Annotated in this window: 15 protein-coding genes; 6 read left to right on the forward strand and 9 right to left on the reverse strand. The window is 65.6% G+C overall.

Annotated elements, in window-relative coordinates; all coding sequences use genetic code 11:
• The first annotated feature begins 184 nt into the window (after positions 1-184).
• The 3 genes from V2B31_RS06415 to V2B31_RS06425 all read left to right on the forward strand — a co-directional run bounded on the left by V2B31_RS06415 (position 185) and on the right by V2B31_RS06425 (position 2414).
• Positions 185-553, forward strand: coding sequence for a PilZ domain-containing protein (locus V2B31_RS06415; protein ID WP_328276565.1), 369 nt, complete (start codon positions 185-187; stop codon positions 551-553).
• A gap of 78 nt (positions 554-631) precedes the next feature.
• On the forward strand, positions 632-2017 hold the full coding sequence (gene fumC, locus V2B31_RS06420; RefSeq protein WP_328276567.1) for a class II fumarate hydratase: 1386 nt from the start codon (positions 632-634) through the stop codon (positions 2015-2017).
• Between the two features lie 49 nt (positions 2018-2066).
• Positions 2067-2414, forward strand: a complete 348-nt coding sequence (locus V2B31_RS06425; RefSeq protein WP_328276569.1) for a hypothetical protein — start codon at positions 2067-2069, stop codon at positions 2412-2414.
• Here the strand turns inward: V2B31_RS06425 and V2B31_RS06430 are convergent.
• Positions 2411-2983: a DUF2585 domain-containing protein gene (locus V2B31_RS06430; protein ID WP_328276571.1), complete on the reverse strand. Its 573-nt coding sequence runs from the start codon at positions 2981-2983 to the stop codon at positions 2411-2413. The genes V2B31_RS06425 and V2B31_RS06430 overlap by 4 nt on opposite strands.
• Positions 2984-3033: 50 nt before the next feature.
• Between V2B31_RS06430 and gmk the strand changes: the two genes are divergently transcribed.
• The gene (gene gmk / locus V2B31_RS06435) at positions 3034-3699 is read left to right on the forward strand and encodes a guanylate kinase (RefSeq protein WP_328276573.1); all 666 of its coding nucleotides are present in this window, start codon (positions 3034-3036) and stop codon (positions 3697-3699) included.
• Between the two features lie 12 nt (positions 3700-3711).
• Here the strand turns inward: gmk and rpoN are convergent, their stop codons facing one another.
• The 3 genes from rpoN to V2B31_RS06450 all read right to left on the reverse strand — a co-directional run bounded on the left by rpoN (position 3712) and on the right by V2B31_RS06450 (position 8202).
• A complete protein-coding gene (rpoN, locus tag V2B31_RS06440; RefSeq protein ID WP_328276575.1) occupies positions 3712-5226 on the reverse strand; it encodes an RNA polymerase factor sigma-54 in 1515 nt (504 codons plus the stop codon).
• Positions 5227-5271: 45 nt separating this feature from the next.
• On the reverse strand, positions 5272-6054 hold the full coding sequence (gene lptB / locus V2B31_RS06445) for an LPS export ABC transporter ATP-binding protein (protein WP_328276577.1): 783 nt from the start codon (positions 6052-6054) through the stop codon (positions 5272-5274).
• Positions 6055-6192: 138 nt separating this feature from the next.
• Positions 6193-8202, reverse strand: coding sequence for a sulfotransferase (locus V2B31_RS06450; protein ID WP_422247184.1), 2010 nt, complete (start codon positions 8200-8202; stop codon positions 6193-6195).
• A 378-nt stretch (positions 8203-8580) separates the two neighbouring features.
• Here V2B31_RS06450 and V2B31_RS06455 point away from each other — a divergent pair, with 378 nt between their 5' ends.
• A complete protein-coding gene (locus tag V2B31_RS06455) occupies positions 8581-11301 on the forward strand; it encodes a TonB-dependent receptor (RefSeq protein WP_328276579.1) in 2721 nt (906 codons plus the stop codon).
• Positions 11302-11426: 125 nt separating this feature from the next.
• Positions 11427-11789 carry a hypothetical protein gene (locus V2B31_RS06460; RefSeq protein ID WP_328276581.1) on the forward strand — a complete coding sequence of 121 codons (363 nt, stop codon included), beginning with the start codon at positions 11427-11429 and terminating at the stop codon, positions 11787-11789.
• Between the two features lie 139 nt (positions 11790-11928).
• Here V2B31_RS06460 and V2B31_RS06465 read toward each other — a convergent pair whose 3' ends face one another.
• Genes V2B31_RS06465 through V2B31_RS06485 form a run of 5 tightly spaced genes read right to left on the reverse strand, consistent with a single transcriptional unit; the run spans position 11929 to position 15342 of the window.
• Positions 11929-12459, reverse strand: a complete 531-nt coding sequence (locus tag V2B31_RS06465) for a cytochrome C (protein ID WP_328276582.1) — start codon at positions 12457-12459, stop codon at positions 11929-11931.
• 8 nt (positions 12460-12467) lie between these two features.
• Positions 12468-13013: a methylamine dehydrogenase light chain gene (locus V2B31_RS06470; RefSeq protein ID WP_328276584.1), complete on the reverse strand. Its 546-nt coding sequence runs from the start codon at positions 13011-13013 to the stop codon at positions 12468-12470.
• A gap of 22 nt (positions 13014-13035) precedes the next feature.
• On the reverse strand, positions 13036-13638 hold the full coding sequence (locus tag V2B31_RS06475; RefSeq protein ID WP_328276586.1) for a redoxin family protein: 603 nt from the start codon (positions 13636-13638) through the stop codon (positions 13036-13038).
• A gap of 1 nt (position 13639) precedes the next feature.
• Positions 13640-14179 (reverse strand): MauE/DoxX family redox-associated membrane protein, encoded by a 540-nt coding sequence (locus tag V2B31_RS06480; RefSeq protein WP_328276588.1) that lies wholly within the window; start codon positions 14177-14179, stop codon positions 13640-13642.
• Between the two features lie 2 nt (positions 14180-14181).
• Complete coding sequence (locus V2B31_RS06485; protein ID WP_328276590.1) at positions 14182-15342, reverse strand: amine dehydrogenase large subunit; 1161 nt, start codon at positions 15340-15342, stop codon at positions 14182-14184.
• Between the last annotated feature and the right edge of the window lie 101 nt (positions 15343-15443).

A 15443-nucleotide genomic window follows, 5' to 3' on the forward strand; every position in this document is an offset into this window, starting at 1 on the left:
GCGATCCCCTTTTGGCCGCTCCATCGGCATTTTAGGGGGCTATTGCAAATAGAAAGCGGCCACTCTTCAACTTATGGTCGGTTGTGGAAATTTACCTTTTGTTAGGGGATGTCCGCGACAGTCCACTATCGGCCGCTCGCAGATTTTGCGCCCCGGCAACCCCATATTTGAGGAGTACGCCGCCATGACAGGCGAAGAAATGGCGACCTTTTTCGACCGACGGCGGCACGCCCGCTTTGTCACCGCCTTCGCCGCCGACATGCAGGAGGGGGAGGAGACGCGCAGCGTCATTATCGGCGATATCTCGGCGGGCGGTTGCCTGCTCGAACATCCCGCCGGCTTTTCCAAGGGCGCGCGCGTCCATCTGCGCGCCAAGGGGCTGGACATGCCGGCCCGCATCACCTGGGTGCGCGGCGACCTGTGCGGCATCTGCTTTGCCCATGTCGTCGATCCGCAGCAGGTGATCCGCGACAATGTGGTGTCCGCGCCTTCCCTGCGGGACCTGCTCGCCTCGGTGCCGCGCGCGCTCGATGCGGTCGAGGTGCGCGACTGAGATCGGCTTGGATTTCGCCGCCTCGCTCCTAAATCAGGGGCCGATCCCGCGATCGGTCCTCATGAAGGGAGCATTTGCATGGCCGCCACGCGCACCGAAACCGACAGCATCGGCGCGATAGAGGTTCCCGCCGACGCCTATTGGGGCGCGCAGACCCAGCGCAGCATCGAGAATTTCCCGTTCGGCGCGACCGAGCGGATGCCGATCGGCATCGTCCACGCCCTCGCCATCGTGAAGCAGGCCGCTGCCCGTGTGAACCGCAAGCACGGTCTCGACCCCGCGTTAGCCGACGCGATCGAAACCTCCGCCGCCGAAGTCGCGGCCGGCGCGCATGACGACCAGTTCCCGCTCGTCATCTGGCAGACCGGCAGCGGCACCCAGTCCAACATGAACGTCAACGAGGTGATCGCCGGCCGCGCCAACGAAATCCTCACTGGCACGCGCGGCGGCAAGAACCCGGTTCACCCCAACGACCATGTCAATCGCGGCCAGTCCTCCAACGACAGCTTCCCCACCGCCATGCATGTCGCCGCCGCGCTCGCCGCCACCCGCCAGCTTCTCCCCGCGCTCGAACGGCTGGAGCGCGCCCTGCTCGCCAAGGCGCAGGCGTGGGGCCATATCGTCAAGATCGGCCGCACCCATTTGCAGGACGCGACGCCGCTCACCCTGGGGCAGGAATTTTCCGGCTATTATGCCCAGATCCGCCTCGCCCGCACCCGCACCATGCCGCTGGTCGAACATGGCCTCTCCAAACTGGCACAGGGCGGCACAGCGGTCGGCACCGGCCTCAACGCCCCGCCGGGCTTTGCCGAGGATGTGGCCGCGCAGATCGCCGCCATCACCCATTTCCCGTTCGAGACCGCTCCCAACAAGTTCGAGGCGCTGGCGAGCCATGACACGCTGGTGGACTTCTCCGGCCGCCTCAACAGCATCGCCGTGGCGCTGACCAAGATCGCCAACGACATCCGCCTGCTCGGCAGCGGCCCGCGCTCGGGGCTGGGCGAACTCGACCTTCCGGCCAACGAGCCGGGCAGCTCGATCATGCCGGGCAAGGTCAACCCCACCCAGTGCGAGATGCTGACCATGGTCGCCGCGCAGGTGATCGGCAATCATCAAGCCGTGACCGTCGGCGGGATGCAGGGCCATTTGGAGCTGAACGTCTTCAAGCCGCTGATCGGGGCGGCGGTGCTGCGCTCGATCCATCTGCTGAGCGTCGGCATGGAGAGCTTCGCCGAACGCTGCGTCGAGGGGCTGGTGGCGAACGAGGCGCGGATCGCCGAACTGGTCGACCGCTCGCTGATGCTGGTGACGGCGCTCGCCCCGGAGATCGGCTATGACAATGCTGCCGCCATCGCCAAGCACGCCCACAAGAAGGGGCTGACCCTCAAGGAAGCGGGGCTGGACCTGGGGCTGGTGGATGGGCCGACCTTCGACCGGCTGGTGCGGCCGGAAAATATGGTCTGATCCAGATCAACATGGCGGAACCGGGGCGGCTGCGATACATTAACCCGATATGAAGAAGCCAGCCGCTCCCCTCATCACCGTCCGGCCGCCCAAAAAGGCCGGACTTCTCCGCAAGGTCGCTCGCCTGGGCGCCACCGTCGTCGCGGCGCGGGTCGCGGCCGGCACGGGCAAGAAGGGCGTCGTCGGCCTAATTGCGGGCGCGGGGGCGAAGCGCCTCATCATGCGCTACCCCGCCGGCGCGCTGTTCGTGACCGGCGCCTATATGGCCGGCAAGCTCTATGAGGCAAAGCGCGAGGCGGAGCGGAAGAAGACGCAGAAGCTGCTCACCGACCAGAGCGCGAGCGAGCCGACGGACGCGATCCCGATCGACAGCGCCCGGCGCAAGGGCGCGGCCTAAAGCGCCGCCTGCCAATCGCGGATCGCCTCGACCGGCCAGGTGAGCATCAGCACATTGAGCGTCAGATTGTCGCGGATCACCGCCAGCGCGATGAGTTCCAGCGTCACCGCCAGGGCGATCGTCATCCACGCAGGCGCGCGCGCTGCGAACAGGAAGCCCGCCGCCATCATCCCGATATCGCTCATCGAATTGACGATCGAGTCGCCCGAATAGCCGAGCGCGATCGTCGCGGTGCGGTATCGGTCGATGATGATGGGCGAGTTCTCCAATAACTCCCACGCCGCCTCGACCGCTACCGCCGCCGCAAGCCGCATGCCCATTGGCTGCCGCCGCAGCAACCACCACGCCGCCGCATAGAAGATGAAACCGTGGATGATGTGGCTGAGGCTATACCAGTCGGCCAGATGCTGGCTGTTGCCGCTGTCGAGCGCGCCATGCCAGAGCTGCACATAGCCGCAGGTGCAGATCGGCGGCCGCTGCATTGCGAACAGGACCGCGCAGGCGATCAGGGCGATCAGCCCCGCCAGCATGAAGCCCCGCCGGTTCCTCTGCCGCGCTCTCCTCGTCATCCGTCCTTCCACCCCCTTGCAAAAGCGCGTGCCGCGCGGCACTAGCGGCCATGGCCGACCATCTTCCTGCCGAGACGCCCGATTTCAAGCGCCGGGGCGTGCTCTTCGTCCTTTCCTCGCCGTCCGGCGCGGGAAAGTCCACCATCGCCCGCAAGCTGCTCGGCGCCGAGCCGGATCTCTCCATGTCCGTCTCCGCCACCACCCGCCCGATGCGGCCGGGCGAGGTCGACGGCAAGGATTATCATTTCGTCGATCTGGAAGAATTCCGCCGCATGGTCGCCGACCAGGAGTTCCTCGAATGGGCACATGTCTTCGGCCAGCGCTACGGCACGCCGCGCGCGCCGGTCGAAGCGATGCTGAAATCGGGCAAGGACGTGCTGTTCGACATAGACTGGCAGGGCGCGCAGCAGTTGCACCAGATCGCTGGCGGCGATGTCGTCCGCATCTTCATCCTGCCCCCCTCGATGGAGGAACTGGAACGCCGCCTGCGCGGCCGCGCCACTGACAGCGACGCCGTGATCGACGCCCGCATGTCCCGCGCGGCGGGTGAGATCGCCCACTGGGACGGCTACGACTATGTCCTGTGCAACGTCGACGCCGACGACTGCTTCGCCCGCGTCCAGACCATCCTCCACGCCGAACGCATGAAACGCAGCCGCCAGACAGGATTGATCGGCTTCATCCGGAAGCTCAGCCGCTACCATCAGGAGGATTGAGCGGCCGAACCCTCAGGCCGCCTTCCCCTTGAGCGCCTTCTGCCGCCGTCGTTGCACCGACGACCCGATCCCCATCGCCTCGCGATATTTGGCCACGGTGCGCCGGGCGATGTCCATGCCTTTGGCGCGGAGCAGGTCGACCAGCGTGTCGTCGGACAGGATCGCCTGCGGGTCTTCGCTCGCGATCAGCGCCTTGATGTGGCTCTTGACCGCTTCGGCCGAGACCGCGCCGTCGCCGTCCGCCGCCGCCACCCCGCTGGTGAAGAAATATTTAAGCTCGTAAAGCCCGCGCGGGCAGGACAGATATTTGTTCGACGTGACGCGGCTGACCGTGCTTTCGTGCATCCCGATCGCGTCGGCCACGGCTTTGAGCGTCAGCGGCTTCAGATGCGCCACCCCGTCGCGGAAAAAGCCTTCCTGCTGCTTCAATATCTCGCTCGCCACCTTGATGATCGTCTTCTGCCGCTGGTCCAGCGCCTTGACCAGCCAGTTGGCGCTGGCGAGGCAGTCGGCCAGCCACGCCCTGGCGCTGCGATCCTGCGGCCCGCTCGACAGCTCGACATAATAGCTGCGGTTGATAAGCACGCGGGGCAGGGTGGCGCTGTTGATCTCGATAGCCCAACCCTCGCGCGTCCGCCGCACGAACAGGTCGGGGGTGACCGGCGCGGCGCGGTCCGATGCGAATTTGAGGCCGGGCTTGGGGTCATAGCCGCGCAGTTCGGCGATCATGTCGGCCATGTCCTCCTCGTCCACGCCGCAGATGCGCCGCAGCTGAGGCAGCGCGCCCTTCGCCAGCAGGTCGAGATTGGCGAGCAGCCGCGCCATGCAGGGGTCGTAGCGGTCGGCTTCCTTGGCTTGCAAAGCGAGACATTCGGAGAGCGACCGGGCGCCCACGCCCGTCGGGTCGAAGCCGTGGATGACCCCCAGCACCCGCTCGACATCGAACAAAGGCACGCCCAGTGCATGGGCGGTCTGGAGCAGATTGGCCTCCAGATAGCCCGCTTCGTCGATCTGCCCGATCAGTTGCGTGGCGATGAGCAGGTCCATGCCCGACAGCGCCGCCCGCGCCTGATCCATCAGATGTTCGTGCAGGCTAATGTCGGGCGCGGCGAAGCTGTCGAAATCGGGCGCGTCCTCGGCATAGCCGCCCGCCGATCCCAGCATGTCCATGCCGCTGCCGCCTGCGCCCGTCATCCGGTCGGCCGGGCCATCGTCGATGAAGATATCCGCGCCATGATCGACATCCAGCGGACTGTCCGCCGCGCCCAGACCCTGCGCGATGAGATCGTCGCTGGAGCCAGTCTCGGCGGCGAGCGTCGGCCGCTCCTCCACCCGGTCGATGCCGTCGGCTTGCGGCGCGAACTCCTCGCCGCCGCTGTCGAGCAGTGGGTTCTTCTCCAGCTCGCCCGCGACGAACGCCTCGATCTCCAGATTGCTCAGCGCCAGCAGCTTGATCGCCTGCTGGAGCTGCGGCGTCATCACCAGCGACTGGCTCTGCCGAAGGTCGAGGCGCGGCCCGAGCGCCATCAGCGCGCTTCCCTCCGTTCGGCCAAGGCGCGCCCCATCCGCATCTTACAACTGGAAATTCTCGCCCAGATACAGCCGGCGGACGTCGGCATTGGCGACCAGTTCGATAGGGCTGCCGGCGAACAGCACCTGGCCGCCATAGATGATGCAGGCGCGGTCCACGATCTCCAGCGTCTCGCGCACATTATGGTCGGTGATGAGCACGCCGATGCCGCGCGTCTTCAACTGCTTCACCAGATCGCGGATATCGGCGATCGACAGCGGGTCGATGCCGGCGAAGGGCTCGTCCAGCAGCACGATCGACGGGTTCGCCGCCAGCGCGCGCGCAATCTCGCAGCGCCGCCGCTCGCCGCCCGACAGCGCCATCGCGGCGGAATCGCGCAGCCGGGTGAGGCCGAACTCGGACAGCAATTGCTCCAGCCGCACCGCTCGGGCTGTTTTGTCGGGCTCTGCCAGTTCCAGCACCGCGCCGATATTCTGCGCCACCGTCATGCCGCGAAAGATGGAGGTTTCCTGCGGCAGATAGCCCAGGCCCAGGATCGCCCGACGATACATGGGCAGGTTGGTGATATCCTGCCCGTCCAGCACGATGCGGCCATGGTCGGGGCGCACAAGGCCCATGACCGAATAGAAGCAGGTCGTCTTGCCCGCGCCATTGGGGCCGAGCAGCCCCACCACCTCGCCCTTGCCCACCGTCAGCGACACGTCGGACAGGACGACGCGCTTGTCGTAGCTTTTGGCTATGGAAATGACCGACAATCCGTCGCCCACTTCCTGCGGGATCTGCGGCCGGTGGCCGGTCCGGTCGGGGGTGATGAGGTCGTCCATCCGTCTGTCCTTATGGCCGCCGGGTTAAGCCCGCGTGAAATCGGCGCGCGCGCGGCGTTTGGCAAGCTTTGTGCATGGGAAAGCCGCCGGGGCAAGGGGGAAAATGGCGGGCCGGGCCGGGCTGTCGCCCGACCGGCGCTATTGCCAGTCGGTCAGGGCGGGGCCGAGCGCGGTTTCGAGCGGGTCGAGCCATGGCGCGAAGTGCCGCCATTGGTCGAGGCCGCCGGTATAGATGGGCTGGCGCACCTGTTCGGAACTGGCCGTCCGCACCGCCCGTTTGGTCTCCCAGAAGGCGAGGCAGGCGGGCTCGAAGGCGAGGCCGAGATGGTCGAGCAGCCGCGCCACTTCGCCCGGCGTGTCGGCTACCATATGCTCGTAGATCACGCGGTGGACCTGCCCCGGCATCGCTGCGTCGAACGCGCGCATCGCCGCTACATAATCGCGATAATAGAGGCCGATGTCGGATAGGTCATAGCTGAACGCCTGCCCGCGCGCGAAATGCTGCTTCCAGCCCGAAAAGCAGCAGGCCATCGGGTGCCGGCGCGCGTCGATGATGCGGGCATTGGGCAGGATCAGGTGAATGAGCCCGACATGCTGCCAGTTGTTGGGCATCTTGTCGATGAAATGCGGCCGGTCGGTCTGGCGGTGGATGCGCGTCCGTTCGATATATTCCTCGCCCAGCCGGAGCCGGTCGGCGGGGGACAGGGCAGCTACCATGCTCGCGAAATCGGCGAATTCGCCCTCGTCCACCCGCGCCTGGAGGCGGCTGGCGATAATCATCATTTCGGGCAGTTCCATCGTCCCTTCGACCAGGCTGTGGCTGGAGAGGATCTGCTCGACCAGGGTGGAGCCGGAACGCGGCAATCCGACGATGAAGATCGGGTCGGGGGCGGGGCATCCGCCAGGCCCCTTGGCGGCGATGAAGGGCGCGGTGAAGGTCCGCGCGCCTGCCTCGACCTCGGCTGAAAAAGCGGCCGCGTCATGGTTCAGGAGCGCGCGGCGCAGCCGGTTGCCTTCCGCATAATGGCCGAACGCGCCCTCATGGTCGCCCGCATCCTCCAGCGCCTTGCCGAGCGAGAAATGGAGGTGGAATATATCCTCGTGGCGCGTCCCAGCTTCGGGAGCCAGCGCATCGAGCGCGTCCCGCATCGCCGCTATGTCTTCGGTGTCCAGCGTCACGGTCTTGAGATTGGCGAGGCTCCACCAGGCTTCGCCCATCGTCGGCTGATGCGTCACTGCCTGGCGATAGGCGTGGATCGCGCCGGCCTGCTGGCCCAGCGTCTTGCGGGCATGGCCCAGATTCTGCCACACCTGCGGATGGTCGGGCTTGTGCTTCAGCAGCGCCTCGTAGATCGCGCAGGCGCCGGCCTGATCCCCCAGCCGCACCAGGATGGAGGCGCGCAGCAGCTCATAGCCCGGATGGCGCAGCGGCGATCGCGCCAGCGTCTCGGCCTGCGCCAGCGCTTCGGGCAGGCGGTTGCTCTGGAGCAGCAGCCGGGCGAGGAAATCGCGGGCGAGATCGAACCCCGGCGCCAGCGCCACCGCCCGCTCGACCAGCGCCAGCGCCGCGCTCATGTCGCCGCGCCGCCACTCGACTTCGCCCAGCAGGCGGACCGCCGGCGGATCGTCCGGGTTTTGTGCGAGCCTGCCGTTCAGCACTGCCTCCGCCGCGTCCAGCCGCCCCTCGTTCATCGCCGCCGCCGCTTCCAGCAGCATGGGATCGCGCGACGCGGCGCGCACCCCGGACAGGTCGGCGCGCCATCCGTCCATCTCCCGGTCGGCCCGGCGCAACTCGCGCCCAAGAAGGAACCAGCCGGCAGCGACGCCCGGTTGCCGACGGGTGAGATTTTCGAGCGCCGCGATGGCCTGGCCGGTCGCCCCCGCCTCGCTCGCCGCCTGCGCCAGCTCCCACAGCACGGCCGGCACATGGGCATCGCTGCGGGCGAGCGCAGTAAGCCGGGTCAGCGCCTGGCTCGGTTTGCCCATGCGTCGCAGCGCCTGGCAGGCGATGAGTTCGGCCGGGGCCATGCGCCGCCTTTTGAGGATCGCTTCGGCCTGCGCCAGGGCGGCCTCCGGCGCACTGTCGAGCAGCCGCGCCGCTTGCGCCAGCGCTGCCTCGGTCGTCGCGATGCCCCCCGCTTGCGTCACCCTGCCGGTCCTTTCCGCACTGCACCATGATCGCCTTTGTTGTCCGGTGCAATGGCTGGGGAGGGGGGGTGTATAAATTACGTATATGGACCCTGTTGACTCCCACGGTCCTTGCGACATTATCGAAGCTGGACGCGCGTCCAAAATGACCGCGTCATAGGGGTAGACACAGAATATCGACCATTGCCGCCGGGTTGGGCGGTGTCTCCGGCGCATCTGTGCGGCGGGACGCGCAGCCTCTTGCGCCGGCGCGAGATGCAACCGGGATGTGCCGCTTTTCGGCATGGTGCGCTGCGACATAGGCTGGCGGGATCAACCGCCAGGACGGGGAGAGGAAGAAGGAGGTTCGGCTTAAGCAAAGAGGGGGGTCCGATCATCATGACAATCCAGTCTCGTCGCCGCGCGCAACGCCTGCGCCTGCTGGGCGTCACCACCATGCTGGCGGGGATCGCCGCGCCTAACCTGGCGCTCGCGCAGGAGCCGGAGCAGGCCCCGCCCGAGGAACAGGGGCTGGGCGAGATCATCGTGACCGCGACCCGCAGCGCGCAGAGCATTCAGAAGGTGCCGATCTCGATGCAGGCGCTGGGCGCAGAGACGCTGGCGGAGCGACAGGTCAAGGGGCTGAGCGACTTCGCCACCCTGCTGCCTTCGGTCTCGTTCGAGGGGATCGGGCCGGGCCGCAACACCGCCTTCTTCCGCGGCATCGTTCCCGCCGGCGGCGCTTATGCCTCGGTCGGCTATTATCTCGACGACATTCCGATCACCGGCACCGAAGTGCCGGACATCCATGCGTATGACCTTGAGCGCATCGAAGCGCTCGCGGGGCCGCAGGGCACGCTCTACGGCGCGGGTTCGCTCGCCGGCACCATCCGCCTCATCACCAACAAGCCCAAACTCGGCACGTTCGAGTTTGGTTACGATGTCGAAGCGAACAAATATGGCAAGGGTGATTTCGGCGGCCAGATCGAATCCTACATCAATATTCCGCAAGGCGACACGCTGGCGTTGCGCGTCATGGGCTATTACCGGCGCGAGGGCGGATATATCGACAACACGCCCAATAACGGCAGGCTGAACAACGGCGCGCCGGCGGTCTATACGCTGGGCGACAATAACCCTGACACCTTCTTCAACCTCGACAACAGCGATATCGCCAAGGACGACTACAATAATATCAAGGAGTTTGGCGGCCGCATCCAGGTGCTTTGGGAGCCGGTCGATGGCTGGCAGATCACGCCGCAATTCACCGGTCAGCGTCAGATTTCCAACGGCTATTTCGGCTATGATCCCCGTGTCGGCGACCTGGAAGTCCATGACTATGACAAGACCCGGAACGATGACCGCTGGTTCCAGGCGGCATTATCGATCCACGGCCATATCGGCGATTTCGAGCTTGTGTCGGCGACCGGCTATTTCAAGCGCCGTACTAAGACGCTGAACGATTATACTTATTACACCGTCACCTATGACGGCTTCGGGGCGGGCTACGAGAGCTACCTGCAATTTTTCGACAATTGCACCGGATCGGGCGCGGCGCAGCAATGTTCGCTGATCGACCCGACTCAATATTATCACGCCGACTGGCACCGCAACAAGTTCACACAGGAATTGCGGCTGACGACGCCCAAGGACTGGCCGTTCGACCTGACGATCGGCGGATTTTATCAGCGGCAGAAGAATGAGAGCAACACCTACTATGCGATCCGTGGGCTGGACACGATCACCGGTTATACGCAGACGGGCGGCGGCGATGTTGCCGGCGGCTTGATCGGCGTGCCGGCGATGTTCGCGATCGATTACGACCAGGACGGGATCCCTGATACGGCGGACGACTCCGTCCCATACTTTACGGACACGGTTATCAACCCGAACGGCAACCCGCTCGGCACCATGCTCTACGGCACGCCGGCGGTGAAGCAGGACGGCTTCTATGTTGTCGAGCAGAACCAGCTTTATCATGACAAGGCGATATTTGCTGAAGGCCATTACAACATTACGCCGACCCTAAAGATTACCGGCGGCCTCCGCTATTTCTGGACCGACTATGCAGTGAAGGGCTTTGCCGGCGTGGCTGCCTCGGCCGCGAACACCGTGACGTCCTATTACGTCCCGACTGGCACTATGGGCTGCCCAACGCCACTGCCTAATGAGCGTCTCCAATGCCTCAACACCAACTTCCGCGCCGCCGACCAGACTGGCCGCTACAAGGAAAAGGGCGAAACGCATAAGGTCGCGCTCGACTGGCAGATCACGTCCGACAAGATGGTTTATGCCAACTATTCGACCGGCTTCCGTCCCGGCGGTTTCAACCGCCCGCTACGTATTCGCGGCTTTGGACCAGTGGATGTCGCGCCGTTCCAGTCGGAAACGCTCACCAACTATGAGTTGGGCATGAAGACGACATGGGGCGGCATCTTCCGCCTCAATGCCGCCGTCTATCTGGAGAAATGGGACAATATCCAATATGGCGTCGTCGTGTCGGGCGCGCAGGGCGCGGGCATGACCGGCAATGCGGGCAAGGCAGAGGTCAAGGGCGTAGAATATGACGCCGACTTGAAGCTCGGGAAGTTCACCATTTCGAGTTCTGGCGCCTTTAACGACGGCAAGTTGAAGGGCAATTTCTGCAACTTCGCCCTCGACAAACCCACCTCGTCCATTTCGCAGCTGCCGACCTGCACATTGGGCGAGGATGTGCCGGAATCCAGCCCGCCCACACCGCAGGTTGCCGCAGCGAATGGCACGCGACTGCCGCGCCAGCCCAAGTTCAAGGGTACGACATCGGTCCGCTTCGACACGATGCTCGGTGACCTGAATGGCTACGTGCAGGGAGCGGCGCTGTACCAGACTGGGGCCACGCAGGATCTGAACGTCGATAACAATGCCCTTTTGGGCAACACCAAGGGTTTTGTCAGCTTCGACTTTTCCGGCGGCATAAAGCGCGACCGATGGAGCTTGACGCTGTTCATCCAGAACGCCTTCGACAAGAGGGGGCAATTGACGAAAAACACCTTCTGCTCGATCGACTTCTGCTCGGGATCGTCGCGGACCTTCACGATCCGGCCGCAATTCTTCGGGATGCGCTTCGGCCAGAAATTCTGAGCGCTACGGTTGCCGCCGGACCTTGGGTCCGGCGGCGGCTGCACCAAAAGGCGGGTGGCGGCGGGAGGTCGCCGCGCTAGCCTGCATCCTCATCGCCCGATCGCTGCGGCGCAGAGGAGAGCCGGATGAAGCGCCTGATGCTGATCGCCTGCCTCGCCGCTACGGCCCCCGCCTTGGCCGCGACGCCGGAGGCGCTCGACGGCCCATGGTCCGTCGATCTGTCGACCGATCCGGCCGAGCCCTATGCCAAGACGATGCTGCTACTCCTGGCGCCCGACGGCTCAGTCAGCGGCAGCTTCTATGACAGCGCTATAGAGGCGGGCCGCTGGAAGCAAGACCGGGGCCGGCTCTGCGTCAGCTTCCGCACGACCGATGGGGTCGGCCCCTATCATAGCAGCGCCTGCCTGCGCGGCGACCGGGTCGAAGGCCAGACCTGGGCCGAGCATCGAAACTTCCTGTTCAACTGGAACGCCACCCGCGCGCCCTGACCGGGCGTCAGGCAGCGAATATATCTATAGGAACCGGTATCTTGTTCCCCGGCGCAGGCCGGGGTCCAGTTCCACGCCCTGAACTGGACCCCGGCCTGCGCCGGGGAACCCGGCCAACTGTTGTAAAACGCAGCCCGCGTCAGCCCTTCTGCCCCGGATAGAGCAGCCGCAGCGAGGCGGGCGCGCCGCATTGGCGGATGGCGGCGTCGACCTGGCGGGCGCGTTCGGCCTTGAGCGTCGTGGTCGACAGGGCCTGCTGCCGCTCGCGCGCGACTTCCTCGGCGGTGAAGGGGGCGGCGTCCTTCGGCGCGCTCGCACCGCCCAGCCCGAAGACGACATAGTTCATCATGTCGGCGAGCTGCTGATTATCCTTGATCCGGCTGTGCGCGATATTGGGGAGGCGCAGCAGATAGGCGCGCGCGTCGGGGGTGCAGAGAAACCAGCCGACCCGGCCGCGCAGTTCGGGCAGCTGCGCCGGCGCGGCGCTGCCCTGCACGCCATGGCAGCCGGCGCATTGCTCGACATAGTCGGCGCGCGCCATGTCAGGATCGGTGATGGCGGCGGGCAGCAGCCCCATCGGCGGCAGCGCCGCGCGCAGTCCCATGGTGGCAACCAGCAGCAGCGGCGCGCCGATCGCCAGCGCGCGCATCCATCGCTCCGCCGTTGCCATGCCGGTCCTTAGCTCGCCGCGCCCACCAATACCGCGGTGGAGCAATGATATTCCATGCTGCTCGTGCCGAAGCACCAGATCACGTCATTGTTGAGCTGCGGCAGATAGAGCTGGGTCTCGCGGTCGGTATTGTCGCATCCGCACTGGCCGCAGGCGGGCTTGCCGCAACAGTCGCGATAGGCGATGAGGTAAGCCTTGCCGTCGTCGGGATTGATGCAGGTGCCGACCCAGGACACCGGGGATGGCTCGGCCCCAGCAGGGCAGCTATGGATGCCGCCGCCGCAGCAGGTGCACAAAGCCCCGTCGATGGCGCAGTAGCGCCAATAGTCGCATTTCGTGTCGTCCTTCGTCTGCGCGTTGCGGGCGAAGCCGGTCTTGGCCTCGGGCGAGCGGTCGGGCTTGGCCGCTTCGGCGCGGCTGACCGGCAGCAAAGGGAAGGCGGGCGCGGCGACCAGCGCCGCGCCCAGCCGGGTCAGCATCGACCGGCGCGACGAGCCCCCGGCAAAGCGCCGCAGCAGCTTTTCCCCCATGGCGTCGGCATCGAATCGCTTCATTGTCTTGCCCCCATTTGTCCGTTCATGCCGCCTGCGCCTTCAGGCCGCCAATATAGTCCTGCACCGTGCGGATGCCCATTTCGTGCGCGACGATCAGGCTTTCGAGGTGCTCACGGCTGTTGACCAGCCCCTTCGACAGGATCGCGCCTTCTTCGTTCAGCAGCACCGCGAAAGGCAGCTTGGCGACGCCATAGGCCTGGCCGACTTCGGGACCGTTGACGAAGCTATGGCCTTCCAGCCCATGCTGCGCGATCATCGCGCGCTGCGCCGCCGGATCATCGTCGCCCACGAAGGTCAGCGCGACCCGTTCGGCCTTGGCAAAGCTCAGCGCCATCGGGATCACCGCCTTGCAGAGCGGGCATTGCGCGGACACGAAGAAGAGCAGGCGCAGCTTGACGCCATGGGCATGGCCGCCGATCGTCACCGGCCTGCCGTCGAGCGTACGGGTGGCGATTGCGCCGGTGCTGCTGCCGACCTCCGGCCCGCCGCTGGTGGCGAGCGCGCCCGCCGGGGCGACGCGGATGTGTAGCACGCCGACCTGCCGCGCCAGCGCCAGCAGCGCCACCGCAAGCCCGACGATCACGACCCAGGAGACGATCTGCGAGATGATGAGCGAGGCCAGCATATTATCTCCGATGGACAGGCGAGGCGGCTAAAGCGAACAGCGAGTGGGACAGCTGTGAGAGCAAAAAGAGGGTCACGCCGCCAGCGACCGCGGTGGCGATATCCATCGCGCCAAATGTCGTTTCTGTAACGAAACAAAGCGCCAAAAGCGCGGCGAGACCGAGGTTTCGAGCCACCAGGCCCCAGCCGATCGGGTGGCGCAGCGCGCCATGGCCGCAGCCGCAATCGATATGGCCGCGTCCGCGCCGGATGTTGACCGCCATCGCGCCAGCGAACAGCAGCAGCAGCGCGATGCCGGCCAGGCTCGCCAGCGGGTGCAGGCCCGCGATCAGCCCCGCGCCGGTCACGCCCTCGGCAATGGGCAGCGCGGTTGCCGCCGGCCCGACCAGCCGGGCGGGCAGAAGCCGGTAATTGGCGATGATGCCGGGCAGTAGCGCCCGGTGCCGCCACTGGTCGACCGCGGCCACCAGCAACAGCAGCCCGACCGCAATAGCGCCCGTCAGTGCCAGCAAAGCCAGCGTCTGGAGCCCGATCGCCGCCATCGTCAATAAGGCTCCGGCACGGTGATGATGCCGCCGCCTGCTTTCTCGATCTTGTGCTTTTCCTCGCCGGTCGCGACGTCCAGCACCAGCACTTCGCCCTTTTCGCCGTTCATGTAGAGCAGCGGCTTGTCGGTCTGCGACACCTCGATATTGCCCATCGGCTCCTTGAGCGCGAACCGCTTCACGACCTTCTTGGCGGCGACATCGACCTGCCACACCTCGTCGCCCGGCGCCTTGTGCGACCAATATTCGCCCTTGTGCATCAGCACGAACAGATGGCCGGTCGGGCGGTGCAGCGCCATCGGCTGACGGCCGCCCGGATACCAGTTCAGTTCCAGCGGCTTGGTTTCGCCGACGCGAATGCCGGCCGCAGCCTGGATCGAGAAGGGCGCGGCGATGACCGGCGTCGCGCTCATCTGCGCGGTGTAGATCTGGCCGGTATAGGTCAGGAAGGTCGTCGTCTTGGTCTTGCGGTCATAGGCGAAATTGTCGAAGATCGGATCGTTGGTCGCATCGAAGAAGGGCGCGCTGTGGGTGATGTCGCCCTTGGTCCCCTTGATCGCAACAGTCGCCAGCGACCCGTCGGAACAGAGGGCGGAGAAGCCGACGCCCGGATTGGGCATCAGGCTGGCGCAGCCCGGCAGTTCGATCGCGGCGACGAACTTGCGCTTCGCCAGGTCCACGATATTCACCCCCGAAGTGGGACTGAAATCATAGACATAGCCGGTCTTGCCATCGTCGCTGATGATGAAATTATTCTTGCGTGACCCGATGAGGATGCGACCGGGCATCGGAATTTCGGTCAGCAGGTTCAACGTCTTGCTGTCATAGACCGACACCATGTCCTGCCGGGTGCCGCGATCCGCCTTCGACCAGATCGTTTCGCTGACGTAATAATAGCGTCCGGCAGGATCGATCGCCATGTCGGCCAGGCGGCGGGTTTCCACCATGCCCTTCATCTTGCCGGTTTCGCTGTCGAAAATGCTGGTGCCGGGCGTGTCCCAGCCGCCATCGACGAAGACCCAGCCGAGCTTCGGCGGATCGATGGTGAGGGTGTTGGATTCCTCCGGTTCCAGCGCGGCGGGGGCCGCTTGCGCCATGACGGCGCTGCCCGCCATCAGGGCGGCGAGGCCGGCGGCGACAATCATCGTGCGGGTCGACATGCTGGCTCATCCCCCTTCATGCCTGCTGCGTCGGAGTGAAGGTTGGACATACGTCAAGATTCCGTCAAGGGGGCGAAATGACGTATCGCGCAAAATTGTTG

The organism is Sphingobium sp., assembly GCF_036170395.1.
Classification (GTDB): Bacteria; Pseudomonadota; Alphaproteobacteria; order Sphingomonadales; family Sphingomonadaceae; genus Sphingobium.

Excerpts from the sequence above, each read along its gene's own strand:
- V2B31_RS06415 (WP_328276565.1), top strand. The coding sequence starts at position 185 with ATGACAGGCGAAGAAATGGCGACCTTTTTCGACCGACGGCGGCACGCC.
- fumC (WP_328276567.1), top strand. The coding sequence starts at position 632 with ATGGCCGCCACGCGCACCGAAACCGACAGCATCGGCGCGATAGAGGTT.
- V2B31_RS06425 (WP_328276569.1), top strand. The coding sequence starts at position 2,067 with ATGAAGAAGCCAGCCGCTCCCCTCATCACCGTCCGGCCGCCCAAAAAG.
- V2B31_RS06430 (WP_328276571.1), bottom strand. The coding sequence starts at position 2,983 with ATGACGAGGAGAGCGCGGCAGAGGAACCGGCGGGGCTTCATGCTGGCG.
- gmk (WP_328276573.1), top strand. The coding sequence starts at position 3,034 with ATGGCCGACCATCTTCCTGCCGAGACGCCCGATTTCAAGCGCCGGGGC.
- rpoN (WP_328276575.1), bottom strand. The coding sequence starts at position 5,226 with ATGGCGCTCGGGCCGCGCCTCGACCTTCGGCAGAGCCAGTCGCTGGTG.
- lptB (WP_328276577.1), bottom strand. The coding sequence starts at position 6,054 with ATGGACGACCTCATCACCCCCGACCGGACCGGCCACCGGCCGCAGATC.
- V2B31_RS06455 (WP_328276579.1), top strand. The coding sequence starts at position 8,581 with ATGACAATCCAGTCTCGTCGCCGCGCGCAACGCCTGCGCCTGCTGGGC.
- V2B31_RS06460 (WP_328276581.1), top strand. The coding sequence starts at position 11,427 with ATGAAGCGCCTGATGCTGATCGCCTGCCTCGCCGCTACGGCCCCCGCC.
- V2B31_RS06465 (WP_328276582.1), bottom strand. The coding sequence starts at position 12,459 with ATGGCAACGGCGGAGCGATGGATGCGCGCGCTGGCGATCGGCGCGCCG.
- V2B31_RS06470 (WP_328276584.1), bottom strand. The coding sequence starts at position 13,013 with ATGAAGCGATTCGATGCCGACGCCATGGGGGAAAAGCTGCTGCGGCGC.
- V2B31_RS06475 (WP_328276586.1), bottom strand. The coding sequence starts at position 13,638 with ATGCTGGCCTCGCTCATCATCTCGCAGATCGTCTCCTGGGTCGTGATC.
- V2B31_RS06480 (WP_328276588.1), bottom strand. The coding sequence starts at position 14,179 with ATGGCGGCGATCGGGCTCCAGACGCTGGCTTTGCTGGCACTGACGGGC.
- V2B31_RS06485 (WP_328276590.1), bottom strand. The coding sequence starts at position 15,342 with ATGTCGACCCGCACGATGATTGTCGCCGCCGGCCTCGCCGCCCTGATG.